Origin of the sequence: uncultured Roseovarius sp. (assembly GCF_913057115.1) — a bacterium.
GTDB lineage: Bacteria > Pseudomonadota > Alphaproteobacteria > Rhodobacterales > Rhodobacteraceae > Roseovarius.
Genome location: NZ_CAJXNN010000009.1, coordinates 1 through 23,481, shown reverse-complemented (window position 1 = coordinate 23,481; position 23,481 = coordinate 1). Strand labels below are relative to the sequence as shown.

The following is a 23,481-nucleotide window of genomic DNA, read 5'->3' as shown; positions in this document are numbered from 1 at the left end:
GATACCGACAAAATACCGACGTGATACAGACAGGCCCATTTGCCGCCAAATCACTGTTAACCAAGGGGGCGCGCAGCGATTCGGGGACCGTCGGGTCAAAGGTTAACGCTGTCTGAAAATTGACCTCACGGATAAGGTCGGCAATCCAACGCGCCGTACCCTGTGTCGATCTCATAGGCCTCGCACTCCCATTCCTGCGGGAACCGAGGCCCGGGCGGCGGCCCATCCCCGCAATCCAACCGCGCCTGCATCATCGCCTGATCCCCGGTCAGTTTGTCTACCCGGCAGCCGCTGACCGCCTCGATAGCGGCCAAGCCCTGCGGCGCGGTGGCGGCCATGCGGGGTGCCCATTGCACGTTGGTGCGGATCGCTTCGGCGTGCAAGCCTTTGATACGGATGTCAAAGTCACTTCCGCCCATGCTAACCCGATGGGCGGGCACGCCACGGAAATCCGGGCTTGGGGTGTCGCAGGCGGCCAGCACGGCCAAGGTGAAAAGGACTGCATAACGCATGCCCCACCCTGGGCGGGGCATGGTTAACAATTCTTTACCGAAGCTTGGGCATCAAGCTGCCAAAGACGCCCGGGTTTTGCCGATCATCAAGGCGGCCTGCGCCGCCTCGCGGCCCTTCTCCACGAAATGCGCGCGGTAGATGGCGTTGTGATGGTCGGTTTCCTGATACTGGTGCGGCGTCAGCGAAACCGAGAGTACCGGCACGCCCGTGTCCATCCCCGCCCGCATCAACCCGTCCACCACGGATTGTGCAACAAAATCATGGCGATAGATGCCGCCATCCACCACGAAAGCGGCACAGGCCACGGCCGCGTATCGCCCCGTCTGGGCCAGATCCCGGGCCAACAATGGCATCTCGAAAGCGCCGGGGACGTCGAAGATATCGACCTGGTTTTTGGGAATAACCTCGCAAAAACCGTCCAAGGCACGATCCACGATATCGGCGTGCCAGTTGGCTTTGATGAAGGCATATCGGGTGAGTGTCATTTGGTTTTCTCCTGTAGCTGTCGACACAAATCACCCAAGGCGCAGCACGACAGGAGCAGGGCGCAAGCGCGGCCCTTTCCCGGCGTTCTCTTCCATCCGGACTATGACCGTCGGCTCTGGAATCGCACCAGATCTGCTGACACCCTCGGGCTTGCCAAGGGCCGCTCGCGGGCTTGGGGCGCATGGCCCCTTACCGCCGGTGGGGAATTTCGCCCCGCCCTGAGAACATGGGTAATCTGGGAGAAAACCAACGTCTTGGCAAGTCCGGTCCTTGGCCAAGCGCCGGGGCGCGCAGGTGACGGCGCGCCCCGGTCGTGAGTGTGGACCTTAGCCTTCGGAAGGAAGGACGCCGGCCTCTTGCGCGGCGGCCACTTCATCGGCGCTGAGCGCGCCGTCGCCATCGGTGTCCGCCTGCGAGAATGTGCCGGCTTCGGCGTCTGGCATGGCGTCTTGGAACTCGGTCATCGTCACCATCCCGTCGCCATCAGCATCCATGGCAGTCTCGGCGAATGCAGCGGCGGGCAAGGTGAGGGCCAGAGCGAAGGTCGTGGCAAGAAGTTCCTTGGTCATAGAAGATGTTCCTTTTTGGTTTCACATTGCTGTCACGGGGCCTTTCGCGGCCCTCGCAACAGGCAAGATGGGTGTGACCAAATCCGGTGTCCCGCGTGGTTGGCCTGTACCACGAATAAGCGCGGAAACAGGCCGGAATCGCCATGCCGCCTGCGCGTCAAATCGCCGTTTAAATAAGGGTTTCAGGGCTTTAGCGGGTTGTCGCGCAGGCCAAGGCCGGGTTTCGGCGGATTTCCAAAGAACCCGGGGCCTTGGCAAAAACTCGGGACGCGATTGAGCGAAATCGACTCAGCGTAGCGCGGCGGCGGGAATGATTCGCCCGGTTTCGATGCCGCGCCAGTTTTTGATGGGGGCGTTCATCACTTTGCGGGTGGCAGGATGCTCGGCGTCCAGCAAGCCAAGGCGAACCAGAAGCGCGGCGATGGTGCATTCCGCCGCGCGGGTGGCCCCATCGGCGGCCTTGACCGCGATGCCCAGTTTGCGGCCCGGGATGATGGCGATGAAGAACCCCTCTGCCCCGGTTTTGAGGGCGACGGGTTCAGTGCAGGCGCGCATCAATTCGGTGCAAGCGCGGGTTTCGCCTGCGACAAGTTCGGGGTGTTTGACCATGGCCTGCCAAAGCTGCACGGCGGCAGTTTGGCGGGCGTCTGCGCCCTCGGTGGCCGAGGCGAAACGCGCCATCGCGCGGGCCATGCCGTGCATGGAGGTTGCGAAATTGGGAGCCGAGCAGCCGTCGATGCCGAAGCCGGGGCTTGTCTCGTCCGTCACGTCCTCAAACGCTTGAAGGGCGGCTTTCTGCAGGGGGTGGTCGGGGTCCACATATTCCGGGCCCCAGCCCATGTATTTAGTCAGCGTCAGGAAGCCCGCGTGCTTGCCCGAACAGTTGTTATGTACCTGACAGGGGGTTTCGCCCGAGCGGATCATCGCCTCGCTGTCGTCCTTGCCGAAGGGCAGATGCGCGCCACAGCGGAAGTCATCATCGGTCAGGCCAAGGTCCGCGATCCATTGGTTCACACGGGATGTGTGAATCTCGGCCCCATTGTGTGACGCACAGGCCAGGGCCAGTTGTTCCGAGGTCAGGCCATGTGCCTTGGCGGCGCCGCTTTCAATAAGCGGCAGCGCTTGCAGCATCTTCGCGGAACTACGGGGCAGGATGGTTTTTTCAGGATCGCCCCATGCCTCAACAATCTGGCCGGTATCGTCGCAAATCACGGCGTGCCCCATGTGTGTGCTTTCGGCCAAGGGGCCGCGCCAGATTTCGCAAAGGGGGGCGGGATTGGTCATGTGGGGCCTCCGGGCAAGCTCTGTGCGGTTTTCCGCCAATTCTGTCTTTCAAGTCTCGCCTGTTTCAGGCTATTGTTGCAATGTCGAGTACGGAAAGACCGCGAAAATGACAATCCCGCGAAAGGGATGCGCGTGGTCGGAAAAGATTGAGGCTAAGGACAGCTTGGAGGCTGGACAGATGGTATCATGGATTGCACGGGGTATTGCGACCGCTGGCTTTGTATTGGCGGCGGGCGTAGCTGTGGCACAGGAAACAAGCACCAACCAAGTGGCGGCTGAAACCGCTTGGAGCGTGTTCGAAGACAAGAGCCCGCGGGAATGCTGGGCGGTGTCCTCGCCCACCGAAACGGTGAATACCCGCGATGGCCGGGTTGTGGCCGTGCGGCGGGGCGACATCTTGTTGATGACGTTCTACCGCCCCGAGGCGGGTGTGGCCGGGCAAGTCACCTTTACCGGCGGCTATCCCTTTGCCAGCGGATCGACCGTGAACCTGAATATCGGCGGGCAAGAATATGAACTGTTCACCGAGGGCGAATGGGCCTGGCCAGCCAGCACAGCCGATGATGCCAAGATCATCGCCGCGATGAAACGCGGGGCCGATGCCGTGCTGACCGCACGCTCAAGCCGCGGCACGACCACAAAGGATACTTTCTCGCTTTTGGGGTATACCGCCGCCGTCGAAGAGGCCGAAAAGCGCTGTCAGTGATCAACGAGCTTGATCGAGACTGTTGCAGGGCCCTCTCGTGGGCCCTGTTTTGGGTTCAAACGTCGCGCGGTGCGGCGGCGCGCTTCAGCCTGTCATTGATTGCAAGGCCAAGGCCAGTTTGCGGGATGGGCGAGACGGCGATTGGGCCATCGCCTTGGGCATCCAAAGCGTGCAAGTGGTGAAAGAGATTGGCCGCCGCCTCGGTCAGATCGCCAGCACGAGACAAGTTGAGTGTGCAGTCCACCGGGCCGAAGCCTAGCAGGCGTTCGCCCGGTTCGGGATCAGTTACGTTCAGGCGCATCGGCGCACCGGGGGCGTAGTGCGATGTCATCTGCCCCGGCGCGGTCAGCGGGTCGGACTTGCCATGGTGGGACAGTGGTGCGCCCAGCGCCTGTTCCAGTGCCTCCACGGGAAGGCCTCCGGGCCGCAGAAGCGTGGGCGTATCAGACAGCCCGACAATTGTGGATTCCACCCCCACGTCACAGGCGCCGCCATCGAGAATGGCCTCGATCCGCCCGGAAAGGCCGGCGGACACGTGCGCGGCCTGCGTTGGGCTGATCCGGCCCGAGGGGTTGGCGGAGGGCGCGGCCACAGGCCCGCCGAAGGTCTGCAAGAGTTGCCGGGCCACCGGGTGCGCCGGAACGCGGATGGCCACGGTGGGCAGATCGGCGGTGACAAGCGGTGAAAGCCCCGCATCAGGTTTCAGCGGCAATACCAATGTAAGCGGCCCGGGCCAAAAGGCGCTTGCCAGGCGGTCGGCGGCATCGCCCCATTCGACATGAGTTTTTGCGGTCTCGATATCCGGGACATGCACGATCAGCGGGTTGAACTTTGGCCGCCCCTTGGCCTCGAATATCCGGGCAACGGCATGATCGTTGCGCGCATCGCCGCCAAGGCCATAGACCGTTTCAGTGGGAAAGGCGACAAGCCCGCCTGCGCCCAGAATTTTCGCCGCGTCCTCAAAGCCTTCTGCGTCGGGAATCAGCATTTTTGTGGTCTGGGACATCGGCGGGCACTCTGACGCGGCGTTTCGGTTGATGGCGTGCCTCATTTCCCTAGGGTAACAGGCAAGCAACAGGATTACAGGGCGCGGGCCGCGATGCCAAGGTGCCCATGCCCATGAGATTAGGAGAGATCAATGCCGTATCGCGCACCGGTGGAGGAGTACCAGTTCATCTTCGATCATGTGGTTGGCTTTGAGCAGGTGACAAAGACCGACCGCTTTGCCGAGGCCAGCGGCGACGTGGCCGCGGCCATCGTCACCGAGGCGGGCCGGATGTGCGAAGAGGTGCTTTCGCCCTTGCAACGGGTGGGTGATCTGAACCCCGCGCATCTGGAGAATGGCGTGGTGCGCACAAGCCCCGGATTCGACGAGGGTTATCGCGCGATTGCCGAGGGCGGTTGGGTGTCGATCAGTGCCGATCCGGAGTATGGCGGCATGGGCCTGCCGATGACCTTGGCCACGGCGGTGAATGAAATGATCAGTGCCGCCTGCCTGTCGATCCAGCTCAGCCCGCTTATGACCCAAGGCCAGATCGAAGCGCTGGAGCATCACGCCAGCGACGAGATCAAGGCGCTGTACCTGCCGAAACTGATCAGCGGCGAATGGTGCGGCACCATGAACCTGACCGAAGCGCAGGCTGGTAGTGACGTTGGCGCGCTGCGCACCAAGGCCGAGCCGAATGGCGATGGCACATATGCCATCACCGGGCAAAAAATCTACATCAGCTGGGGGGACAATGACTTCACCGAGAATGTCTGCCACCTCGTGCTCGCCCGCTTGCCGGATGCACCGAAGGGAACGAAGGGCATCAGCCTGTTTATGGTGCCAAAGCATATTCCCAATGCCGATGGCACACCGGGTGAGCGCAACGTTCTCAAGGTCGTGAGCCTTGAGCACAAGATGGGCCTGCATGCCTCTCCTACCTGCGTGATGAGCTATGAGGGCGCAAAGGGCTGGCTTGTTGGCGAGGAAAACGACGGGATGCGTGCCATGTTCACCATGATGAACAATGCGCGGCTTGGCGTGGGGGGGCAAGGCATCGGCGTGGCCGAAGGGGCCTATCAGCACGCGCTGGCCTATGCGCAGGACCGCACGCAGGGCCGTTCGCCGATTGAAGGCGGGACTGGCAGCATTCTGGACCATGCCGATGTGCGCCGCATGCTCTTGGGCATGAAGGCCGATGTTTTTGCCGCCCGGTCGATTGGTTTGGCTTGTGCGGTTGCGATCGACATGGAAACCGCCACCGGGGCCAAGGATTGGTCGGCCCGTGCCGCATTGCTGACGCCGATTGCCAAGGCCTTTGGCACCGATGTCGGCGTCGAGGTGGCCAATACCGGGGTGCAGGTGCATGGTGGCATGGGCTTCATTGAGGAAGCCGGGGCCGCGCAATATGCGCGCGATGTGCGGGTTGCCACGATTTACGAAGGCACCAACGGGATTCAGGCGATGGACCTTGTGGCGCGCAAGCTCTCGGATGGGGGCGAGGCGATGAACGCCCTGCTGGACGAGATCGAAGCGCAGGCGGAAGGCGCGCGCGGCACCCTACCCGATCTGGCCGAGCCTGTTTGGCAAGCCAGTGAGACCCTGCGCGAAGTGGTGGATTGGATGGCGGGGCAAAGCGATCTCAACGAACGCTTTGCAGGCTCGGTACCATTCCTTCGGGCCTTTGCCCGTGTCTTGGGTGGACATTACCATCTGGCCGCGGCGATTGCCGAGGGTGGCAATGGGCGGCGCAGTGCATTGGCGCGCTTTTATATCGAGCGCTTACTGCCCGAACACGCGGGGCTTTGCGCCCATGCCACGGCCGGGGCCGAGGGGCTTTATTCCATGACACCCGAGGATTTCGCGGCATGATGGACGGGGCGGGTGGCACCCTTCGCTACCCTTGGGACGAACCGCCCGCGCATGGCGAGGCCATTGAGGTGGCCCCCGGTGTCCTGTGGATCCGCCTGCCGCTGCCGATGGCCTTGGACCATGTGAATATCTATGCGCTGGATGACGGCGAAAGCTGGACCATCGTGGATACCGGTATTCACTCGAAACGCTCGGTCAAACTGTGGGAAAATGTCTTGGAGGGGCCGTTGCAGGGCAAGCCCGTGGGCCGGGTAATCCTGACCCATCACCATCCTGATCACGTGGGTATGGCGGGTTGGTTGATGGACCGTTTCGGGGCCGAGTTGATGACCAGTCGCACCGCGTGGCTGATGGCGCGGATGTTGATCTTGGACGAAGAAGAGCGCCCCACCGAACAGGCACTGGCCTATTGGCGAAGTGCTGGCATGGACGCGGAGGTGTATGAGGCGCGCAAAAGCGACCGGCCCTATAATTTTTCGGATGTCTGTTATCCGCTACCCGTGGGCTACACCCGCCTAAGGCAAGGCGATGTGCTCCGTGCCGGTGGCCGCCAATGGGATGTGCATATGGGCAATGGCCACGCGCCCGAGCATGTCACGCTGTGGAGCCGTGATGATAATCTGGTGCTGGCGGGCGATCAGATCATCGCCTCGATCAGTCCCAATATCGGTGTCTATCCCACCGAGCCCGAGGCCGACCCCTTGAGTGATTGGATGGAGGCCTGCAAGCGGTTGGCGGCCTTGGCGCGCGACGATCAGCTGGTCTTGTCCGGGCATAAACTGCCCTTCACCGGCTTGCCCGTGCGAATGCGGCAATTGATCGACAACCACCATGGCGCGTTGCGCCGGTTGCTGGCCCATCTGGATGAACCGAGGGTCGCCGCGGAGTGTTTCGCGCCGCTGTTCAAACGCAAAATTGATCGCGGCACCTATGGGCTGGCCCTCGTGGAGTCGGTTGCGCATCTCAATCATCTGCATCACGCTGGTGAGGTGACACGCAGCCGCCGCGCCGATGGCGCGTGGCTGTGGCAGAAAAAGGGATGAGGCCGCATGGACGACGAAATCAAGACTTCCGCCGAGGCGCATGAAGGCGATGCCATGCCGCGCCGCCACGAAGTGCATGCCGACCCCGAAGTCGGCAACGGCGAAGAGGTGCCCGAGGGGTTGCGCCGCAAACCGGTGGACCAGAAAAGCCCCGCCGAATGGGCCTATGAGCGGCTGATTCTCTATATCAAGAACTTTGAAGAGCAGCTGGATAACGAGCACGAGGTCGCCATGGGCTTTACCGGCGGCGATGCCGGTGTCCTGCGGATTGAGGGAATGGGTTATTTCGAGCCCGATATCGTGACTTTTTATGGCAGCGACCCAACTGGCGCGAAAACCCAGCTGGTACAGCATGTCAGCCAATTGAACGTGCTTTTGCGCGCCCTGCCCAAGCAAATCGAGGCTGAAGCCCCGCGGCGGATCGGCTTCCGCCTTGCTCAGGATTTGGAAAAGGCCTGACCCCTGCGGCAGCTTGGGTCGTGACAGGCGTTTTGAAATACAGTATCCAAGCGCCGAGAAACGAAATTGACCTTGAAAAGGGACCGCGAAAAATGGCTGACCATAAACATGGCGAAATGGACATCGAAGTTCAGAAAAAGACCTTTGACGGCTTCATGAAGGCTGTCACTTGGTCGTCAGTTGCGATCATCCTGACCCTGATCTTCATCGCCTTGGTCAACGCCTGAGCGATACATTCACTTCGAGGGACATTTAATGCGCGCGTTGGTATTTGCGGCCTGTGCCGCGATGATGGTAAGTGGTTGCGCGGCTGAACGGGTCTGGGCACCGGATGAAGAAGTGTCGCGCGTGGCCTATCGGCATGACGGCCCACCGCGCCTGACGCTTTACACCATGCTGAACAACAATTCTGGTGCCGGGGCGCATACCGCTCTGATGGTCAATGGATCGCAGCGGGTAATTTTCGACCCGGCCGGCTCATTCAACAAATCCAATGTCCTGCCCGAACGCAACGATGTCTTGTTTGGTATCACGCCGCAGGTTGAGGATGTCTATACCCGCTACCACGCGCGCGAAACCTTCCGCGTGAAGGTGCAAAAGCTGGATGTATCGCCTGAAGTTGCGCGCGTTGCAGAGCAAGCGGTCATGGGCTATGGCCCTGTCCCGCAGGCTATGTGCGCCAACAGCACCTCGGATATTCTTGCAGGTATCTTCCCCGGTCAAGTCAACAAAACCTGGTCGCCCCGCAAACTGTCAGAGCAATTCGCCCAACTGCCCGGCACCACCGAACGGGTGCTGCGCGAGTATGACAGTGACGACAACAGCAAGGTTCTGGATGACTGGGACCCGGAGCGCGAGCGCGTGGCCCGAGCGGCGAACTAGGGGCCTGTCGGACAGTCCTGTGCACCCGATCAATCCCGGACCAGCAAGCCGTTTCGAAACGGCTTGAAGCAAGCGCCTTCGAAGGCGCTTTGAGACGCGGTTTCGAAACCGCGTTACCCAAGCCCGTTCGAACGGGCTTTGCACTGCGCGGGCTTTTGTCCCTCACCCAAGCAGGTACAAGCCACCATAAAGCGTGGCGGCCCCCAGACAGATCGACAAAACGACATTGCGTGTCAGTAACCCCGTGCCAAGGGTCACCACGGCGGCCGCCATACGCGGCGCGTCGAGTGCGCCGCCCGTGGCCTCGGGCCAGATGACCAAGGGCGCAACCAACCCCGGCAGCACGGCCACTGCTGTATAGCGCAAGTGGCGCAAGACCCATGGCGGCAGCGGCTTGTCACCGATCAGCCCCAGAAAAACAAAGCGTAAGGCAAAACTACCTGCTCCCAGCAGGATGATGACGGTCCAGAGGGCAACGGGATCAATCATGCGTTGCCCTCCCGGTCCGCGCGGCGGCTGTCGATCAACTCGACCTGTGCACCGGCCATCATGCCCGCAAGTCCCGCGATCAGAAGGCCAAGGTTATAGACCAACCCGTTGAGCAAAAGCGCGGTAACCACCGACACGAAGGCTGCCGCCAAATGCGCTCGCGTCCGCAACATCGGCGCGATCAGAGCCAGAAAGGTGATGGGAATCGCGAAGTCCAAGGCGAAACTGTCGGGAATCGAACTTCCGATCAGCGCACCTATGACCGTGAACAGATACCACAGCGGGCAAATCGGCACCGCCACGGCAAAGAAATAGGTCAGCCTCTGGCCTATGGTCCAATCGGGATTTTGATCGAACTTCAGCACCGAACAGGCAAAGGTTTGATCAACTAGGAAATAGGCCGCCCAAGCCCTCTGGCCCAGTGTCGCCTTGCCCAGATACGGGGTCAGCGAAGCCGAATACATCGCCATCCGCAGGTTCACCGCCAAAGCCGAGACAAGCGCGATCACCGTTGGTGCGTCGTTGCGCAACAGCTCAATCGCGGTGAATTGCGCGGCCCCCGCGATGACCAAGACCGACATGGTGAGGGTTTCGAAAACGCTTAGCCCTGCTTCGGTCGCCACCACGCCAAAGAGGGTGGAAAACGGGATGATCACAAGGATAAAGGGCGCGCCATCGCGCACCCCTTGCCAGAAGATGGATTTGGTGGTTTCCGTCGCCACGCCTTCGTCCTAGATTAGCGGTGTCTATCAAGGGCCTAGACCTAAGCGCAGGGAGATGCAATTGGCCACCCACGACGATCTGTCCGACTATTTCATCGCGCCCGACCCGAAAGCCGCGCGCCTGACCCGTAAGGTGGAAGGCGTCGACCATGAGGGAAAGCCCATGGAAATCTCGGTGGTCGAGGAGCGGCCTTTGACCATTTTCCTGAATGGTCAGGAGATCGTTACCGCCATGACCATCGGGGATTACCCCGAATATTTGGCGCTTGGTTTTTTGCGCAATCAAGGCATGTTGCGCGATGGCGAGGTCGTGCAGCGGGTGGAATACGACGATGATCTGGAAACCGTTGTGGTGCGCACCGATGGGCAGACCACTTATGAAGAAAAGCTCAAGAAAAAGACCCGCACGAGCGGCTGTGCCGTGGGGACGGTCTTTGGCGACATGATGGAGGGGCTGGAGGCCGTCAGCCTGCCGGAAGTGCAGGTGAAAACCTCGGACCTTTATGCCTTGGCATCCAAGATCAACCGCACGCCGTCCTTGTATCTTGAGGCCGGGGCCATTCACGGCACTGTCCTGTGCCAAGGCGCGCGCCCCTTGGTTTATATGGAAGACGTGGGCCGCCACAACGCCGTGGACAAGATCGCCGGGTGGATGCTGTCCGAAGGCGTCGGCGCGGGCGACAAGGTGCTTTATACCACCGGGCGGCTGACCTCGGAGATGGTGATCAAGACGGCGCTGATGGGGATTCCGGTTCTGGCCTCGCGCTCGGGCTTTACCGCTTGGGGGGTCGAGATTGCCCGGCAAGTGGGCCTGACCTGCATCGGGCGAATGCGCGGGCAACGGTTTGTCTGCTTGAGCGGTGAAGAGAGGCTTTTGCGCGATGCTGATCCCGGCGCGGTGCCCGAAGAAGAGCGTAAGCACCGGCGCAAGGGTGGCAGGAATGATTGACCGAGTGGCGTTCACGCACCGCCTGTCTGACATCCCCAAGACGGAACGGGCAAGCCTGCCCATCCCGCCCGCGCTGCGCCGCAAATTGGCCGGAGCCCCAAAGGACCGGCTGCGGCTGGTTGCGCTTGTGGTCGTGCCGTTCCTTCTGGTCTGGTTCGGGGCGATCCTCGCCGGGGCAAGCGGATCGGTCATGGTCCTGATCGGGGTTGGTTTCGCCTATTGGTTTCTGCTGGGTAACCGGCTGATCAACCGCGAGGTGGAGCGCCTTAAAAACACGGCCGTTTTCGCGATGGTGCCACATGGTGAGCCGGATGAAGTAACGGTGACTGCCGAGGGCATTGCCCGCCGCCACCGGGACTGGACCATCTGGCTGGGCTGGCCGCTTTTCACCGGGGTGTCCGAGGGGCGCGCGGGGCTTTATGTCTGGATGGGCCCGAAGCATGTGATCCATGTGCCAGATAGCGCGCTGTCCGAAGGGGTGACACGGGCCGATCTGCGCGCGGCGGTGGAAAGCTGGGGGGGCAGGTCGTGACCGGCCCGCTTGGCGTGATCCTTGCCGGAGGCAAGGCGACCCGGATGGGTGGCGGCGACAAGGGGCTTTTGCCGCTTGGGGATCAAACCATCCTTGACCATGTGATTGCCCGGTTACGCCCGCAGGTGGCTGGTTTGGCGCTGAATGCCAATGGTGAGCCTGCGCGGTTTGACCGCTTCGGCCTGCCGGTGCTGCCCGACTCTATCGAAGGATTCCCCGGCCCCTTGGTGGGTGTTTTGGCGGGGTTGGATTGGGCCGCCGATGAGGGCGCGGAAAGCATCGTCACCGTGGCCGCCGACACGCCGTTTTTCCCCGCCGATCTGGTGGCTGTGCTGCAAGGCCGGGCGCGGGGCATGACGCATCCCTTGGTTTTGGCCGCCACCCGGCGCGGTGAGGGCGAGACAACCAAATCCATGAGTAGCAGCGGCCTGATCCGCCACCCCACCTTTGGCCTTTGGCCCGTGGCCCTGCGCGATGACCTGCGCGCGGCCCTGAACGACGGGCTGCGCAAGGTGGTGATCTGGACCGAAAAACACGATGGGCGCGAAGCGGTGTTCGAGGGCGGCAACGACCCGTTTTTCAACGTCAACACACCCGAGGATCTGGAACAGGCCAAGGGTATGCTGGAGGGCAAGGCATGAGGGTTTTTGGCGTCGTCGGCTGGAAAAACGCCGGGAAAACCGGGCTGATGGAGCGTTTGGTCTCCGAGATCACCGCGCGCGGTTTCACCGTCTCAACCGTCAAACACGCCCACCACAGCTTTGACGTGGATCACGAGGGCAAGGACAGCTATCGCCACCGGCAGGCGGGCGCGACCGAAGTGCTTTTGGCGTCGCGAAATCGCTTTGCCCTGATGCATGAATTGCGCGACGAGGACGAGCCGGCGCTGGAGGCGCTTCTGGCCAAGCTGGCACCCGTCGATCTGGTCTTGGTGGAAGGCTACAAGCGCGACCGCCACCCCAAGATCGAGGCGCACCGAAGCGTCACCGGCAACCCCTTGATTGCCCCCGAGGATGACACCGTGCGCGCCGTGGCCAGTGACACGGACCTGGACCTGGACCGGCCGGTGTTCGATTTGGATGATACCAAGGCGATTGCCGATTTCATCCTTGAACAGGTGGGTTTGTGACATTCTACGACAGTTTCGCGATTGTCGATTGGTCGGGCGGGAACGACAGCGGGCCGCGCCCGAAACGCGATGCGATTTGGCTGGGATTGGTGCGGGCTGGGGTTGAGGAAACGCCGCGTTACCTGCGCAATCGGCTTGAGGCCGAGGCGGCTTTGACCGAGTTGATCGAAGTGGAGCTGAGCGCCGGGCGGCGGCTTATGCTGGGGTTTGATTTTCCCTTTGGCTATCCGTCGGGCTTTGCCGAGGCGTTGACCGGGCAGGCCTGCCCCTTCGCGATCTGGGAATGGCTGGAGACGCGGATCAGTGACAGCCCAAAGGCCAACAACCGCTTTGACGTGGCCGGTGAGGTCAACCGCATGTTTGGCGGGACCGGCCCCTTTTGGGGCAATGCGCGCCCCAAGCATGACGTGGCGGGTCTGCCGCGTACCAAGGCGGAATATCACAACCCCTTTCCCGACAGGCGCGCGGTAGAGGCCCGCGCCAAGGGCAGTTTCACCTGTTGGCAATTGGCGGGTGCGGGGGCTGTGGGCAGTCAGGTTTTGATGGGTCTGCCAGTGCTGGAACGCCTCAGGCGGCGGTTTCCCGGCAAGGTGGCGGTTTGGCCGTTTGAGCCGATGGTGGCCCCGGTGGGATTGGTCGAGATTTGGCCGGGATTGATTGACCCGGCGGTCAAGCGGGCCGAAGCGGGAGGCGGGATACGCGATGCCCATCAAGTGCGGCTACTGGCGCGCGCGCTTCATCGCTTGCCCATGGACGACATGCGCGCCATGTTGAACATCGACGCACCCGAAGAAGGTTGGATCATGGGACAGGGGTTTGAGGATAAGTTGACCCACGCGGCCGAGGGCCTGCGCCCCCCGCCCCTGCGCGATGATTGCTTTGCCCTGCCCGCCGGGGTGGATTGGACGCCTGTGGATGAGGCGTTGGACATGCTGCGTGCCCGGTTGCACCCGGTTGTCAGGCAAACCACCCTTCCCCTGACTGACGCGCTGGGCCGGGTGTTGGCCGAAGATGTCACCGCCATCCGCGCCAACCCGCCCGAGACCAATACCGCCGTCGACGGCTATGGCTTTGCTCATGCTGCGTTGGCGGAGGGCGATCAGGTCCTACCGCTTGTCGAGGGTCGTGCGGCGGCGGGGGCACCGTTTGTGGGAACGGTTCCAAAGGGAATGGCCGTGCGCGTCCTGACGGGGGCGGCTTTGCCCGAGGGCGTGGATACCGTGATCCTGCAGGAAGATGTGACCTTGGGTGATGATGCGATCGCTTTTAGGTCCGGTATCAAGCCGGGGGCCAATACCCGCCAAGCCGGGGAGGATGTGCATTCGGGCGATGTGATCTTGTCCAAGGGTCGGGTGCTGACAGCGGCGGATTTGGCGCTGGCGGCTGCGGTTGGATTGAACAATCTGCCGGTACGCGCCCGCCTAAAGGTGGCCGTGATCTCGACCGGGGATGAGTTGCGTGATCCGGGTCAAGCCGTTGAAACTGGGCAGATTTTTGATGCAAACCGCCCGATGCTTGGCGGGCTGGTGCAGCAATTCGGATATGACCTTGTGGACATGGGCCGGGTACCGGATGATCGGGATACCCTGCGCGGGACATTGGACCAAGCAGTTGAAAAGGCTGATGTAATTCTGACCTCGGGCGGCGCGTCATCGGGAGATGAGGACCATGTGTCGGCGCTGTTGAACGAGGCGGGGGCAATGGCTGAATGGCGGATTGCCGTGAAGCCCGGGCGCCCCTTGGCCCTGGGGCTTTGGAAAGGCACGCCGGTCTTCGGTTTGCCGGGGAACCCCGTCGCCGCGATGGTTTGTACGTTGATCTTTGCCCGCCCCGCCATGGGAGTGCTGGCTGGAACAAAATGGCAGGAACCACAAGGGTTTACCCTGCCTTCCGCCTTTGAAAAACGGAAGAAGCCGGGGCGGCGCGAATACCTGCGCGCGCGGGTGCGCGACGAACAGGTCGAGGTTTTCAAGTCCGAAGGATCGGGGCGGATCAGTGGGTTGAGTTGGGCGGAGGGATTGGTGGAATTGCCCGATGGTGAGGCGCATATCACCCCCGGAACGTTGGTGCGATATATCCCGTTCTCAAGCTTCGGGTAATCGCGGAAACGATTGTACGAGTCGTACGGTCGTCCCCCGAGTTTCGTACGAAAATCGCCACCCACCACGATCCTGTCGTACGAGTCGTACGAATAAGTTTCCTCACCTCGGGCCAAATTTGTGAAAACACGCTGGCACGAAACGTGGCACTGGTTGGGTTAGAGTGGTTGCCGCAGTGACAAACCTTGGCGACGGCGCCGATCAATCCGCGCTGCGCCGGACCACCGGAGTTCCGTCTTCAATGCGTTCACTTGGGTGAACCAAGACTTCGCTGTTCGCGGAGAGACCGTCCAAGACTTCGGCGGAAAAGCTATTTGTTCGACCGATCGTGACCAGACGAAGGCGGGCCGCGTTCCCCTCGATGACGAAGACGGCCCAGTCTTCGCCCTGCCGGAACAGCGCGCTCAGCGGGATTTGCAGAACGTCGTCATTCTCCCATTCCACGACGCGCAAATTGACGGCGTAGCCATGCCCCAGCGAGGGGCGCTTTTCCTTGGGCGAAACAAGGTCGAAGACCACATCGACGCGTTGCTCTTCAATGCCGAGGGCCGAGACCTTGGTATATGCGGAGGGTTCGATCTCTGACAGCCTTGCCTCCAGCGTGCCGGGCCCGCCCCAACGTTCGACAATGGCTTGATCGCCGACTTCAAGCCGCACGGCATCGTTTGAAAGGACATCAGCCACGATCTCCAGCTCTTCGGGCTGACCGATGGAAAGAAGACGAGCGCCTGCTGCGACCGGGCGCTCACTGATCATCTCGATCTCAAGAACGCGGCCATCTACCGGGGCCATGATCTGGAGGCAGCAATCCTCGATGTTGATCGCGTCGTCGCCGGGCTCGATCAAGGCGGCGCGGGCGCGATCAAGCGCACCCTTGGCCATTTCGAGATTGGAAAGCGCGGCTTCATGTGCGGCTTGCCGAACACCGAGGGTCTGCTCCGCGTTCTCCAAGCGGGTCAACGAGGCCACCCCACGGTCGACAAGCTGTTGCGCGCGCCGGTATTCGCTTTCGGCCAAGCTAAGTTCTTCCTGCGTTTGCCGAAGATTGCTGCGCGACATTTGAAGCCCGGCTTCGGCCTCTCGAATGGCGGCTTCTGCCTGAACCCTGCTACGTGGGTCGAGCGGATCTGAGGCGGCCGGATTGATTGTCGCGACCACGGTTTCGCCGGCCTTGACGGCATCCCCCACCCGGACCGGAGAACGGCGCGCCACGCCGCGGATCGGGGCGGCGACGTCGTAGATTTCGGCGATCCGGGTTTTGCCCTCGACATTGACTGTCACCTGCATTGGCCCGCGTTCGGCCATGGCGATATCAACTGGAACGGGTTCGGTGCGGAAGGCGACGATGCCAAGCATACCGGCGGTCAGCACGCCAAAGGTTGTGAGTATGACAGTTCTGGTTTTCATGTGCCCTCCTTACTCACGCGTTTTCATCACTTGCACCAAGTCCAGCCGGTCCAGTCGTCGGCGGACCGCCAAAGACGAGATCAGCGCCGCCGCCAAGACCACGAGGCTTGCAGTGGCGAACCCGGCTGGCTTCAGCACCAGCGGTATCGCATAGAGGTCACTGCTTGAACCTTCGGCCAAAGCCGCCGCGATACCTGCGCCAAACAGCCAGCCCAAGGGTTGTGCGATCAGAGCCAAAAGCATGGTTTCCCCCAACAGTATGAACGATACCTCGCCGCGGGAAAATCCGAGGATGCGCAGGCTGGCCAATTCACGCGCCCGTTCGGATAACTGGATGCGCGCCCCATTGTAGGCCACGCCGATGGTGATCAGTACCGCAACCGTCAGGTAGATCGTTGTCATGATGACCACGTTTTCGCGGATCGTCGCCTCGAAGGAGCGTTGCATCTTGTCCAAGAGCACCAGCCCACTGAGGTTGGGGGTTGTTTTGAGCACGTGGTGCAGTTCCGGCAAAGCCTTTGGATCGACCTTTAGATTGGCGACGGTGATTTGCGGGGCTTGTCGTAAGAGGCGGCTGAGGGTTTCGATATCCATGTAGGCGCCGAGGCCTACGTATTGTGTGACGACTCCGGTAACCGGCACCTTGTGCGTTTCATTGATGCCGCCCAGAAACTCGACCTCGATCACGTCGCCGGGGCGCACCGCCAGTTGCGCCGCCAAACGCCGGGACAACAGAAGGCCATGGCCGGGTGGGTCGATGGCCTGCCCATCGGTCGAGATGATACGCGCGAGATCGGCACCGGGGCGGCGTGCTTCGATCGCGGCCTCCTTTTCAAGATGTCCATTGCGCAGAACGGCGGATTGGAATTGCTGACCTTCGGCGCGCAACACACCGGGCAGGCGTGTCACGCTGGCAAGGGCTGTCTCGGGCACGCCCGGATCAAAGAGCAAGATGGCATCTTGCCGGTTGGAGCGGTTGAAGGTGGTGTCAATCATCTCGTCCAGTGCCGATGTAAAAAAACCCGAAGCCACCAGTACTGCCGCGGCCAAGGCAAAGCCCAACACCGTAAACGCCGAGCGCACCGGCCAACGCATCAGGCTGCGCAGGATCATCATCACCGGTTGCGACAGGTGAAGAGCGGTCAGGATTTGATCAAGGAACCGGCGCTTGAAGCGGGGAGGCGCGGGGGGTGCCATGGCGACTGCGGGAGGCAGGCGCGCGGCGCGCATTGCGCTTCGCGCCGCGCCGAGGCCGGCACTGGCGATGGCCAGCAGGCCTGACAGGGCGTAGGCGGTGTAGCTGAGATTGTAGATCAGGTAGGGAAAGTCGAAAAACTGCGCATAGAGCCGCGCCAGTGCCCGCGCCAGCCAAGTGCCGGCCGCCCAACCGATCAAGGTACCAGCCAAGGCGATCAGGATTGCCAGAAGAAGGTAATGAATGCAGACTTCGGTATTGGAATAGCCAATTGCCTTGAGAAGCCCTATTTCGCTGCGTTCGAGGGCGATGATGCGGCCGATGACCATGCTGACCAGAAATGCGGAAATCGCGTAAAAGATCGGCGGCAGAATTATCGCGCCGGTGCGTTGTTGTTCGAGTTCGGAGTCGATGAAACTGTTGGACAATTGGACGTCCCGGCCATATGCCCCCAAACCGCCGTAGGGGGCGAGCATGTCGTCAAGCCGGTCGATCACGTCGTCGATATTGGCGTTGCGGCCAAGTTTCAGGGTGACGTTGTTGAATGCCCCCTGCATGTCGTAGGCCGCTGAGATGGCCGTTTGGCGCATCCACACTATGCCGAAGGCCTCGTTGTCTGGCATCAGCGCGCCGGGCCCGATTGTGTAGATGAATTCAGGTGATAGCAGGGTCCCTGTCAGGGTCAGAACCCGTTGATACCCATTGAGATTGGCCCGGAACGTATCGCCGGGGCGAAGGTTGTTGGCCTTGGCAAAGGGCTGGTTGACGGCCACCTCGTGGTCTGAGCCGGGAGATGGCAGGCGACCCTCTCGCAAGACCGGCAGGTTGAGTTGAAGGTTGCCGTTGTCCGGAAGCGACAGCAAGCGCGCCGTGACGGTTTCCTCTTGTCCGGGGACATCGAGAACCGCGAATTTCGATATGCGCGCATCCGCGGCCAGCACGCCGTCGATTTGGCGGACCTCCTGCATTAGCCAGAGCGGTGCGCGGTTGGCATCGGCGAAGACATCGGCAAAGCGATTGCGTTCGTAGTATGCACTACGGGTGTCTTCCAGCGAGATATAGGTGCCGAAGGTCGTCAGCAGGATCGCAACCCCACATGCCAGCACCAATGCGATGGCCAAGGCCTGCGCCCAGAGGCGTTGAAAATCCCTTAGCAGCTTACGGTCAAGGGCGTTCATCGCAGGGCCTCACCAACTTATCTCAGCGGGTGCGATGCGGGTGGTGTTTTCTTCCACGCGGTCGATCCGTCCATCCAGGAAGTACACCACTCGGTGTGCCATCTTGCGGATCCCGGCATTATGGGTGATGACAGCAGTGCTGGTGCCCAGCCTGTCGTTCACATCCCGCAGGACCTCGAGAACCTGAATGCCGGTTTTGCTGTCGAGTGCGCCGGTCGGCTCGTCACACAAAAGCACCTCGGGGCGTTTGGCGATGGCCCGCGCAATTGCAACGCGCTGTTGTTCGCCCCCCGACATTTCAGCCGGAAAATGGTCCAAGCGGTGTTCCAACCCAACCTGCGCCAAGGCCTCTTCCGCCGGCATCGGGTTCGGCGCGACGTCAGTGACCAGTTGCACGTTCTCGCGGGCTGTCAGGCTGGCCACAAGGTTGTAGAACTGAAAGACGAAGCCGACATGGTCGCGTCGATAGCGGGTCAGGCTGCGATCGTTCAGGGACGTCAGTTCGAGGTCACGGAACCAGACCTTGCCCGCAGTCGCGTGATCGAGGCCGCCCAGAATGTTGAGCAGGGTGGATTTTCCACTTCCGGAGGGGCCAAGCAGGACTGCCAGTTCGCCGGAAAAAAGTTCAAGATCCACACCATCAAGCGCCCTGACCTTGAGGTCCCCGGTGTCGTAGACCTTCGACAGATCCTGCGTGCGAAAAACGGTGTTCATGCTGCCCACTCTCTAACACCTTATAAAGGCGCTTTTGGGGGCCACAGCATTGATCCACGTCAAGGCCGGTGTCAGGCCCCGTCATAGCCTTTCTTTTGTGCCTTGTAGAGTTGGGCATAAAGCCCGTTTTCGGCCAAAAGTGCCTCGTGCTGGCCCTGTTCGACAAGTTGCCCGGCCTCCAGCACGAAAATTCGGTCTGCATTAGAGATCGACGACAGGCGGTGCGCCACAACGATAGTCGTTTTGCCCTTGGTCAGCCGCGAAAGAGCGGATTTGATGCGCTCCTCGGTGGCTTGATCGAGCGCGCTCGTCGCCTCGTCCAGCAGCAGGATCGGCGCGTCGCGCAGGAAGGCGCGGGCGATGGCGATACGCTGTTTCTGACCGCCGGAAAGCTGTGCGCCCTTGGGGCCGACGGGGGCGGTGCCGCGCTTGCGGATGAGATCGGCAATTTCGGCGTCCTCGGCGGCTTGCCAGATCTGATCCTCGCTGGCCTCGGGGTTCACATAGCGGATGTTATCCCAGATCGAGGCGTTGAAGATGACGATATCCTGCGCCACCACCGAAAAGGCCCCGCGCAGGGCGGACACCTGTAGATCGCGAATGGGGGTATCGCCAAAGCGGATTTCGCCACCTTGTGTGTCATAGAGCCTTGAGAGGAGCGACAGGATCGTGGTTTTGCCCGATCCGGTGGCCCCGACGATCGCCGACACCTTGCCGCCGCCGAAGGTCAGGTTCAGCCCCTCAAAGAGCGGCTGTTCGGGGGTATAGGCGAAGTGTACGTTTTCGAGGGTGATGTCGGCGCCCGTGTCGAATGTGGTTTTGGCACGCTGGGCATCCTTGATCGAGGGGGTTTCGCGGTAAAGGCCTCGAATGCGATCCAGCAGGACAAGGTTGGATTGTACGGTGCCGAAGAACTGCGCCAGTAGGCGGGCAGGGTCGAAGACCATGACCATGCCCAGCAGGAAGGTGATGATGCCTGCGCCATCAACGTCGAAATCGGGGCTCAGCACCATGTAACCGCCGCCGCCGATCACCAGCACATAGACAAAGGCCGAACTCAGGTCGATCGAGGGCATGACAAGCGCCTGCGTGATCTGCACCCGGTTCATCAGGTCGCGGATCGCCCCGGTGCCTTTCATCAGGCGGTCGGTCTCAACCTGCTCTTGGCTGGCGATCTTGACGGTGCGCATGCCGTTTACCGTTTCCTCGATCCCGTTCATGTAATCGCCAAGGGCGGTTTCCGCCTCGCCTTGGGCGGTTTTCACCCGGTCCGAGACATAGTTCATAACCCAGATGATGAAGGGCAAAACCACAACGGCTGTGGCAAAGAGAATGGGGTTTTTCCAGATGAGGTAGCCCGAGACAATGACCACGGTCACGGCATCGCGGACCGCATTGGCGGTGGCCATGCCCACGAACATGCCCAACTGTTGGGTCTGGGTCACCAACCGTTGAATGATCTCACCCGATTTGGTGCGCTCGAAATAGGCCAGATCCAGCGCCATCAAATGCCCGATCAAATCGCGCCGCATTTCGTAAACCGCTTGGTTAGTGACCCGAACCGCCACAAGCGGCACCAGATAAGACATCAACCCACGCACCGCGAAAAGGAAGAATACCACGACGCAGACCATGGCCAGTTCCCGCGCTTGCCCGGACTCGAAGATCACCCGCAACCCGTTTTCCGTCATCGACAGAAACTGCTGATAGACCAGCCCTTGGATCAGGATCATGCCAAGGATCAGAAAGAGCTTGGGCGTCTTGTCTTTGAGGTAATTGCGCCAGAACCAGCGGATATTGTCGCGGTCCTGCTCGGTATAGAGTTTCTGACGGGTTGACTTGGTCATAAGGGCCTTGGGGGTTTGGGCGGTCTTTCCCCTGCCTATAGAGGGTTCGCGCGCAAAGGTCAGTACGCGATTTTCATCCCGTCGGACACCATCCCTTCTTCTGTTCAAAAATATCCTGGGGGAGTCGCCCGAAGGGCGACGGGGGCAAAGCCCCCTCAGGCGGCGACCAATTGCCCATCCCGTATGCCTTTCACCTTTGCGGTGACGATCTGGCCCTCGGGGCGGTCTGTATCAAAACTCACCTCGGTGAATTGCTCGGTGCGGCCCATGCGGGGGTTTTCCATCAGGATGTGATGGGTCCGGCCCTGTTGCGCTGCGAGGTGCCGTGTGACCTGCGCCTCACCCGCCGCACGCAGGCGCGCGGCGCGTTCCTTGATCAGCTTGCCGTTCACCTGCTGCGGGATGCGCGCGGCAGGGGTGCCTTCGCGCTTGGAATAGGGGAAGACATGCAGCCATGTGAGGTCACAGTCGGCCACCAGCTTCAGCGAGTTCTCGAAATGCGCCTCGCTCTCGGTGGGAAAGCCCGCGATGATATCGGCGCCGAAGGTCATCTCGGGGCGCAGGCGGCGGGCCTCCTCGCAGAAACGAATGGCGTCGTCGCGCAAATGGCGGCGCTTCATCCGCTTGAGGATCAGGTCATCGCCATGTTGCAGGCTGAGGTGCAGATGCGGCATCAGGCGCGGCTCACTTGCAATCGCTTGCATCAGGTTGTCGTCGGCCTCGATGGAATCGATCGAACTGATCCGCAGGCGCGGCAGGTCGGGCACCAGTTTGAGGATGCGCATGACCAGATCACCCAGCCGGGGTTGTGCAGGCAGGTCCGCGCCCCAGCTTGTCAGGTCCACCCCGGTCAGCACCACCTCGTTATAGCCCCGGTCGACTAACCGCTTGATCTGATCCACCACCACGCCCGCGGGCACGCTGCGCGAATTGCCCCGGCCATAGGGGATGATGCAGAAGGTGCAGCGATGATCACAGCCGTTTTGCACCTGCACATAGGCGCGGGACCGGGTGCCAAAGCCGTCGATCAGGTGGCCGGCGGTCTCGGTCACCGACATGATGTCGTTGACCTGAAGTTTCTCGCTGTCGCCGATGAAATCGGCGGCCAGCCGCCCCCATGTTTCGGGCTGCATTTTCTCGGTATTGCCGATGACGGCGTCGACCTCCTCCATCTTGGTGAAGGTCTCAGGCTCGGTCTGGGCGGCGCAGCCGGTGACGATGAGGCGCGCCTCGGGGTTTTCGCGGCGCAGGCGGCGAATCTCTTGCCGGGCCTTGCGTACAGCTTCCGCCGTTACCGCGCAGGTGTTGACCACGACCGCGCCCGATAGCCCGGCTTGCGCCGAAAGCTCTTTCATCGCTTCGGTTTCATAGGCATTGAGGCGACAGCCCAGCGTGGTGAACTTGGGTGGCGTGGTCATTCCAGCCCCCGCAGGAATTCGGGCGTCAGCACCCCGTCAAAGACATGGCTCGTGCCGCCGGTCATCCAGACGCCATCCTCGCGCCAGTCGATATCGAGCGTGCCGCCATCCAGATCAATCCGCACCTGCCGCCCCGTCAGGCCCCGGCGCGCGGCGGCCACGGCGGTGGCGCAACTGGACGACCCGGAGGCCAGCGTCACGCCCACGCCCCGCTCCCAGACCCGCACGCGCAGGTGGTCGGGGGCGACCACACTGGCCACCTGAACATTGGTGCGTTCGGGGTAAAGCGGGTGATGTTCATAGCGCGGGCCGAATTGCTCCAGCGGGATCGCCTCGGCGTCGTCCACGAAGAAGGTGCAATGCGGATTGCCCATGCCGGTGGCGGTTGGGCTGCCTTCGATGGGCAGTTCCAGCGTGTCCATCTCTTCGGCCAAGGGAATCGCATCCCACTCAAGCTGCGGCGCGCCCATATTGACGGTGGTCAGGCCGCCCCCGGCATCACGGGCCAGAATCACGCCACGGTCGGTGGTCAGCGACAGGCTGTCGCGGCCGGTCTCATTCATCAGGTGCCGCGCAATGCAACGGGTGGCGTTGCCACAAGCCGCCGAGGTGGAACCATCAGAATTATAAAAGGTCAGATGCGCGTTGCCTTCGCCGTTTTCGATAAGGGCCAATTGGTCGAAACCAACGCCCATATGCCTGTCTGCAAGGGCGATGGCGAGCGCCGGAGTGACCTCCACAGGGCGCAGACGGGCATCCAGCACGACAAAGTCGTTGCCCAGCCCGTGCATCTTCATGAAGGGCAATTTGGAATCTGCGCGTGTGTTCATGCCGCGCATATAAACCCGGTGGATAAGTGAATCCAGCATTCCCATGAAATTCCCGCAATTTCGGGGTTGACCCCCTGCCCGGGTGTTTCTAGATAGGCCGCCTAGTGGGCCGTTAGCTCAGTTGGTAGAGCAACTGACTTTTAATCAGTGGGTCGCAGGTTCGAATCCTGCAC

24 protein-coding genes and 1 riboswitch are annotated in these 23,481 nt (G+C 61.6%); of the genes, 11 read left to right on the top strand and 13 right to left on the bottom strand.

What is annotated here, in order from left to right:
- Positions 1-125 precede the first annotated feature (125 nt).
- The 4 genes from QZ498_RS05735 to QZ498_RS05720 form a co-directional block, all read right to left on the bottom strand.
- Complete coding sequence (locus QZ498_RS05735; protein WP_294620778.1) at positions 126-512, bottom strand: hypothetical protein; 387 nt, start codon at positions 510-512, stop codon at positions 126-128.
- A 51-nt stretch (positions 513-563) separates the two neighbouring features.
- A complete protein-coding gene (locus tag QZ498_RS05730; RefSeq protein WP_294620777.1) occupies positions 564-998 on the bottom strand; it encodes a 6,7-dimethyl-8-ribityllumazine synthase in 435 nt (144 codons plus the stop codon).
- An 80-nt stretch (positions 999-1,078) separates the two neighbouring features.
- Positions 1,079-1,229: riboswitch (FMN riboswitch) on the bottom strand.
- A gap of 96 nt (positions 1,230-1,325) precedes the next feature.
- Positions 1,326-1,568, bottom strand: a complete 243-nt coding sequence (locus QZ498_RS05725; protein ID WP_294620776.1) for an EF-hand domain-containing protein — start codon at positions 1,566-1,568, stop codon at positions 1,326-1,328.
- A gap of 288 nt (positions 1,569-1,856) precedes the next feature.
- Entirely contained in the window at positions 1,857-2,852 is a 996-nt protein-coding gene (locus tag QZ498_RS05720; protein WP_294620775.1) for an asparaginase, read from the bottom strand.
- Between the two features lie 178 nt (positions 2,853-3,030).
- Here QZ498_RS05720 and QZ498_RS05715 point away from each other — a divergent pair, with 178 nt between their 5' ends.
- The gene (locus QZ498_RS05715; RefSeq protein ID WP_294620774.1) at positions 3,031-3,558 is read left to right on the top strand and encodes an invasion associated locus B family protein; all 528 of its coding nucleotides are present in this window, start codon (positions 3,031-3,033) and stop codon (positions 3,556-3,558) included.
- Positions 3,559-3,613: 55 nt separating this feature from the next.
- Here the strand turns inward: QZ498_RS05715 and QZ498_RS05710 are convergent, their stop codons facing one another.
- Positions 3,614-4,564, bottom strand: a complete 951-nt coding sequence (locus QZ498_RS05710) for an L-threonylcarbamoyladenylate synthase (RefSeq protein ID WP_294620773.1) — start codon at positions 4,562-4,564, stop codon at positions 3,614-3,616.
- 132 nt (positions 4,565-4,696) lie between these two features.
- On the opposite strand from QZ498_RS05710, the gene QZ498_RS05705 reads away from it, so the two are divergent.
- From QZ498_RS05705 to QZ498_RS05685, 5 genes are all read left to right on the top strand, one after another.
- Positions 4,697-6,415 carry an acyl-CoA dehydrogenase gene (locus QZ498_RS05705; protein ID WP_294620772.1) on the top strand — a complete coding sequence of 573 codons (1,719 nt, stop codon included), beginning with the start codon at positions 4,697-4,699 and terminating at the stop codon, positions 6,413-6,415.
- Entirely contained in the window at positions 6,415-7,458 is a 1,044-nt protein-coding gene (locus QZ498_RS05700; RefSeq protein ID WP_294620841.1) for an MBL fold metallo-hydrolase, read from the top strand. Before QZ498_RS05705 ends, QZ498_RS05700 begins: the two co-directional genes overlap by 1 nt.
- Before the next feature lie 6 nt (positions 7,459-7,464).
- Complete coding sequence (locus QZ498_RS05695; RefSeq protein WP_294620771.1) at positions 7,465-7,917, top strand: DUF6173 family protein; 453 nt, start codon at positions 7,465-7,467, stop codon at positions 7,915-7,917.
- 92 nt (positions 7,918-8,009) lie between these two features.
- Positions 8,010-8,144: an aa3-type cytochrome c oxidase subunit IV gene (locus QZ498_RS05690; RefSeq protein WP_294620770.1), complete on the top strand. Its 135-nt coding sequence runs from the start codon at positions 8,010-8,012 to the stop codon at positions 8,142-8,144.
- Between the two features lie 28 nt (positions 8,145-8,172).
- Entirely contained in the window at positions 8,173-8,799 is a 627-nt protein-coding gene (locus tag QZ498_RS05685) for a hypothetical protein (RefSeq protein ID WP_294620769.1), read from the top strand.
- Between the two features lie 162 nt (positions 8,800-8,961).
- Here QZ498_RS05685 and QZ498_RS05680 read toward each other — a convergent pair whose 3' ends face one another.
- The gene (locus QZ498_RS05680) at positions 8,962-9,288 is read right to left on the bottom strand and encodes an AzlD domain-containing protein (protein WP_294620768.1); all 327 of its coding nucleotides are present in this window, start codon (positions 9,286-9,288) and stop codon (positions 8,962-8,964) included.
- Complete coding sequence (locus tag QZ498_RS05675) at positions 9,285-10,010, bottom strand: AzlC family ABC transporter permease (protein ID WP_294620767.1); 726 nt, start codon at positions 10,008-10,010, stop codon at positions 9,285-9,287. The genes QZ498_RS05680 and QZ498_RS05675 overlap by 4 nt, the downstream gene beginning before the upstream one ends.
- Positions 10,011-10,065: 55 nt before the next feature.
- Between QZ498_RS05675 and QZ498_RS05670 the strand changes: the two genes are divergently transcribed.
- The 5 genes from QZ498_RS05670 to glp are packed head-to-tail and all read left to right on the top strand — an operon-like array spanning position 10,066 to position 14,719.
- Positions 10,066-10,959, top strand: coding sequence for a formate dehydrogenase accessory sulfurtransferase FdhD (locus QZ498_RS05670; RefSeq protein WP_294620766.1), 894 nt, complete (start codon positions 10,066-10,068; stop codon positions 10,957-10,959).
- Entirely contained in the window at positions 10,952-11,491 is a 540-nt protein-coding gene (locus QZ498_RS05665) for a hypothetical protein (RefSeq protein WP_294620765.1), read from the top strand. Before QZ498_RS05670 ends, QZ498_RS05665 begins: the two co-directional genes overlap by 8 nt.
- Entirely contained in the window at positions 11,488-12,132 is a 645-nt protein-coding gene (gene mobA, locus QZ498_RS05660; RefSeq protein ID WP_294620764.1) for a molybdenum cofactor guanylyltransferase MobA, read from the top strand. The genes QZ498_RS05665 and mobA overlap by 4 nt, the downstream gene beginning before the upstream one ends.
- A complete protein-coding gene (gene mobB / locus QZ498_RS05655) occupies positions 12,129-12,620 on the top strand; it encodes a molybdopterin-guanine dinucleotide biosynthesis protein B (protein WP_294620763.1) in 492 nt (163 codons plus the stop codon). The genes mobA and mobB overlap by 4 nt, the downstream gene beginning before the upstream one ends.
- Entirely contained in the window at positions 12,617-14,719 is a 2,103-nt protein-coding gene (glp, locus tag QZ498_RS05650) for a gephyrin-like molybdotransferase Glp (RefSeq protein WP_294620762.1), read from the top strand. The genes mobB and glp overlap by 4 nt, the downstream gene beginning before the upstream one ends.
- A 201-nt stretch (positions 14,720-14,920) precedes the next feature.
- On the opposite strand, the gene QZ498_RS05645 is transcribed toward glp, so the two are convergent.
- The 6 genes from QZ498_RS05645 to dapF all read right to left on the bottom strand — a co-directional run bounded on the left by QZ498_RS05645 (position 14,921) and on the right by dapF (position 23,317).
- Complete coding sequence (locus QZ498_RS05645) at positions 14,921-16,126, bottom strand: HlyD family efflux transporter periplasmic adaptor subunit (RefSeq protein ID WP_294620761.1); 1,206 nt, start codon at positions 16,124-16,126, stop codon at positions 14,921-14,923.
- Between the two features lie 9 nt (positions 16,127-16,135).
- On the bottom strand, positions 16,136-18,499 hold the full coding sequence (locus QZ498_RS05640) for an FtsX-like permease family protein (protein ID WP_294620760.1): 2,364 nt from the start codon (positions 18,497-18,499) through the stop codon (positions 16,136-16,138).
- A gap of 9 nt (positions 18,500-18,508) precedes the next feature.
- Positions 18,509-19,213, bottom strand: coding sequence for an ABC transporter ATP-binding protein (locus QZ498_RS05635; RefSeq protein ID WP_294620759.1), 705 nt, complete (start codon positions 19,211-19,213; stop codon positions 18,509-18,511).
- A gap of 71 nt (positions 19,214-19,284) precedes the next feature.
- The gene (locus QZ498_RS05630; protein WP_294620758.1) at positions 19,285-21,060 is read right to left on the bottom strand and encodes an ABC transporter ATP-binding protein; all 1,776 of its coding nucleotides are present in this window, start codon (positions 21,058-21,060) and stop codon (positions 19,285-19,287) included.
- A gap of 155 nt (positions 21,061-21,215) precedes the next feature.
- Positions 21,216-22,478 (bottom strand): tRNA (N(6)-L-threonylcarbamoyladenosine(37)-C(2))-methylthiotransferase MtaB, encoded by a 1,263-nt coding sequence (gene mtaB / locus QZ498_RS05625; RefSeq protein ID WP_294620757.1) that lies wholly within the window; start codon positions 22,476-22,478, stop codon positions 21,216-21,218.
- Complete coding sequence (gene dapF, locus QZ498_RS05620; protein ID WP_294620840.1) at positions 22,475-23,317, bottom strand: diaminopimelate epimerase; 843 nt, start codon at positions 23,315-23,317, stop codon at positions 22,475-22,477. Before dapF ends, mtaB begins: the two co-directional genes overlap by 4 nt.
- Positions 23,318-23,481: the final 164 nt, after the last annotated feature.

Bases quoted from the DNA above. Each gene is read 5' to 3' on its own strand.
- QZ498_RS05715 (WP_294620774.1), top strand. From the start codon at position 3,031: ATGGTATCATGGATTGCACGGGGTATTGCGACCGCTGGCTTTGTATTG.
- QZ498_RS05720 (WP_294620775.1), bottom strand. From the start codon at position 2,852: ATGACCAATCCCGCCCCCCTTTGCGAAATCTGGCGCGGCCCCTTGGCC.
- QZ498_RS05700 (WP_294620841.1), top strand. From the start codon at position 6,415: ATGGACGGGGCGGGTGGCACCCTTCGCTACCCTTGGGACGAACCGCCC.
- QZ498_RS05680 (WP_294620768.1), bottom strand. From the start codon at position 9,288: ATGATTGATCCCGTTGCCCTCTGGACCGTCATCATCCTGCTGGGAGCA.
- QZ498_RS05665 (WP_294620765.1), top strand. From the start codon at position 10,952: ATGATTGACCGAGTGGCGTTCACGCACCGCCTGTCTGACATCCCCAAG.
- QZ498_RS05690 (WP_294620770.1), top strand. From the start codon at position 8,010: ATGGCTGACCATAAACATGGCGAAATGGACATCGAAGTTCAGAAAAAG.
- QZ498_RS05710 (WP_294620773.1), bottom strand. From the start codon at position 4,564: ATGTCCCAGACCACAAAAATGCTGATTCCCGACGCAGAAGGCTTTGAG.
- QZ498_RS05705 (WP_294620772.1), top strand. From the start codon at position 4,697: ATGCCGTATCGCGCACCGGTGGAGGAGTACCAGTTCATCTTCGATCAT.
- QZ498_RS05640 (WP_294620760.1), bottom strand. From the start codon at position 18,499: ATGAACGCCCTTGACCGTAAGCTGCTAAGGGATTTTCAACGCCTCTGG.
- dapF (WP_294620840.1), bottom strand. From the start codon at position 23,317: ATGCGCGGCATGAACACACGCGCAGATTCCAAATTGCCCTTCATGAAG.
- QZ498_RS05685 (WP_294620769.1), top strand. From the start codon at position 8,173: ATGCGCGCGTTGGTATTTGCGGCCTGTGCCGCGATGATGGTAAGTGGT.
- QZ498_RS05645 (WP_294620761.1), bottom strand. From the start codon at position 16,126: ATGAAAACCAGAACTGTCATACTCACAACCTTTGGCGTGCTGACCGCC.
- QZ498_RS05725 (WP_294620776.1), bottom strand. From the start codon at position 1,568: ATGACCAAGGAACTTCTTGCCACGACCTTCGCTCTGGCCCTCACCTTG.
- QZ498_RS05630 (WP_294620758.1), bottom strand. From the start codon at position 21,060: ATGACCAAGTCAACCCGTCAGAAACTCTATACCGAGCAGGACCGCGAC.
- QZ498_RS05670 (WP_294620766.1), top strand. From the start codon at position 10,066: ATGCAATTGGCCACCCACGACGATCTGTCCGACTATTTCATCGCGCCC.
- mtaB (WP_294620757.1), bottom strand. From the start codon at position 22,478: ATGACCACGCCACCCAAGTTCACCACGCTGGGCTGTCGCCTCAATGCC.
- QZ498_RS05735 (WP_294620778.1), bottom strand. From the start codon at position 512: ATGCGTTATGCAGTCCTTTTCACCTTGGCCGTGCTGGCCGCCTGCGAC.
- QZ498_RS05695 (WP_294620771.1), top strand. From the start codon at position 7,465: ATGGACGACGAAATCAAGACTTCCGCCGAGGCGCATGAAGGCGATGCC.
- mobB (WP_294620763.1), top strand. From the start codon at position 12,129: ATGAGGGTTTTTGGCGTCGTCGGCTGGAAAAACGCCGGGAAAACCGGG.
- QZ498_RS05730 (WP_294620777.1), bottom strand. From the start codon at position 998: ATGACACTCACCCGATATGCCTTCATCAAAGCCAACTGGCACGCCGAT.
- QZ498_RS05635 (WP_294620759.1), bottom strand. From the start codon at position 19,213: ATGAACACCGTTTTTCGCACGCAGGATCTGTCGAAGGTCTACGACACC.